Below are 2,312 nucleotides of genomic sequence, written 5' to 3' on the forward strand. Positions count from 1 at the left end.
TCTTCCTTGCAACGCGCGCGCATGTACCTGCCACACTGGGAATGCCAAGCGGCCATGGTGCCGTGCCTACATTGTCGGAACGTTGCGCCGGGCCGCGCGGTACCATCGGCAGCCGTCGCCCCCCCTGTGCCCACCCCCATGCGCATCCTGCTGCTCGAAGATGATCCGGAACTGGCCAATGCCATCCAGGCCAGCCTGGGCCGGCACGGCATGGTGGTGGACGTGGTGGCCAGCATGGGCCAGGCCGGCGAGGCGCTCAAAGCCGGCGTGCACCAGATCCTGCTGCTGGATCGGCAGCTGCCCGACGGCGACGGGGCCAATTTCGTGCGGGTGGCGCGCAGCCTGGTGCCCAACCTGCCGGTGATCATGCTTACCGCGCGCGATTCGGTGGCCGACCGGGTGATCGGCCTGGACGTCGGCGCCGACGATTACCTGACCAAGCCGTTCGCGGTGGAGGAACTGCTGGCCCGCATCCGCGCGATCTCGCGGCGCCCGTCGCAGATCGCCTTGCCGGTGCTGTTGCTGGGGCGGCTGCAGTTTGACTTCGTTGCGCGCGAGGCCAGCGTCGACGGCATGCTGCTGGCGCTGCCGCGCCGGCAGTTGCTGGTGCTGGAAGCACTGGCGGTGCGCCAGGGGCGTACCGTGGCGCGCGCGGCATTGCTGGAGGCGGTGTATGGCTTCGACGATGCGATCCAGTCCAACGCATTGGACGCGCACGTGTCCAAGCTGCGCAAGGCCTTGGCCGAGGCCGATGCGCGGGTCGAGATCCACGTGATGCGCGGCATCGGTTATCTGTTGAAGGACGTCGCATGAAATTTCTCAAGCCCGGCTCGCTGTCCTTCAGCCTTGCCTGGAAGATCATCCTGATCCAGGTGACCATGGTCGCGATGGGCCTGGTCGGCATGGTGCTGATGTATGGCGACAGTGGCGCCGGGTACATCGACTGGAAGATGAGCGAGTCGATCGCCAAGTCGATCCGCGTCCAGGGCGATGCACTGCATGTGGACTGGCGCGCCTTGGACCAGGCCGCGCAGGATCGCCCGTCCACGTTCTGGTTCGCCGCCACCGATGAAGACGGCCGCCAGCTGACCCACGGCACCGTGCCGGAGATGTACCGCCCGCTGGTGGCCCAGCTGCGCTACCTGGAGCCGACCGACATCCGTACCCGTACGCGCGCGGCCGAGCTGGCGATGCGCATCTGGGTGAACGACACGCCGGAAGGACGCGTGCACGTGATGATCGGCGGCATGCCGCACCGCGGGCTGTGGCGGCAGATGCTGGTGGTGATCGGCTACCTGGGGGGCTGGATCACCGTGCCGTTGATCGTGATCACCCTGGTCGTGGCACCGTGGGCGATCCATCGTTCGCTGCGCGGGGTGAACCGGGTGGCCGCGCAGGCGGCGGCGATCCAGATCAACGAACGCGGCGGCGGCCTGGACACGCACGCGGTGCCGGCCGAGATCTTCCCGCTGGTGGATGCCTTCAACGCGGCGGTGCGCCGCATCGGCGAAAGCTACGACGCGCAGGACCGCTTCCTGGTGGGTGCGGCGCACGAACTGCGCATGCCGATCGCGATCCTGGCCACGCGCATCGCCGACCTGCCGTCTGGCCCAGCGCGTTCGCGCCTGCAGCGCGACCTCGGCCGGCTGAGCAACATCGCCGAGCAGCTGCTCGACCTGCAGCGGCTGGACCATCACCGCAGCCAGTCGCAGCGCGTGGACCTGGCCGCGCTGACCCGCGAAGTGGCCGGCGACGTGGCGCCGCTGGTGCTGGATGCCGGCTACACCTTCGCCGTGGATGCACCGGATGCGCCGGTCTGGGTGCGGGGCGATCCGGATGCGCTGCACCGGGTGGTGGCCAGCCTGTTGCAGAACGCGATCGCCCACGGCGGCGACCACGGCCTGATTGCCGTGGCCCTGCAGCCCGATGGCGTGCTGGCGGTGAGTGACGAAGGCTCCGGCGTGCCGGAACAGGAGCGCCAGGCGATCTTCGAGCCGTTCCACCGGCTGCGCCCGAGCGGCAGCGGCAGCGGGCTTGGCCTGTACCTGGCGCGCGAAATCATGCTGCGCCATGGGGGCAGCATCGCCGCGGAAAGCGCCGCCGGCGGTGGGGCGCGGTTCGTGGTGGCATTGGCGGTGGATCGGCCGGGCATCGTGCAGGGCTGATTCCCGCCGACCCTGCCATCAGGGAGGTGCGCAGCGTACGGTCGGTGACTGCGCAAAATCAGACTAATCCGATATCCCGGCCCGGGGCGGGGGACGTATCGTGCTGCTCGAGGGAGGGATGCCTCACCTGCCTGTCCCCACGCGGCC

The 2,312-nt window shown here is 69.2% G+C and carries 2 protein-coding genes; both read left to right on the plus strand.

Features of this window, described 5'->3' with window-relative positions:
• Positions 1-138: 138 nt before the first annotated feature.
• Positions 139-813 carry a response regulator transcription factor gene (locus tag DBR34_RS13230; RefSeq protein ID WP_128097133.1) on the plus strand — a complete coding sequence of 225 codons (675 nt, stop codon included), beginning with the start codon at positions 139-141 and terminating at the stop codon, positions 811-813.
• Positions 810-2,165, plus strand: a complete 1,356-nt coding sequence (locus tag DBR34_RS13235) for a HAMP domain-containing sensor histidine kinase (RefSeq protein ID WP_128097134.1) — start codon at positions 810-812, stop codon at positions 2,163-2,165. Before DBR34_RS13230 ends, DBR34_RS13235 begins: the two co-directional genes overlap by 4 nt.
• The last annotated feature ends 147 nt before the right edge of the window (positions 2,166-2,312 follow it).

It is taken from the genome of Stenotrophomonas sp. HMWF003, assembly GCF_003061285.1.
GTDB lineage: Bacteria > Pseudomonadota > Gammaproteobacteria > Xanthomonadales > Xanthomonadaceae > Stenotrophomonas > Stenotrophomonas maltophilia_AP.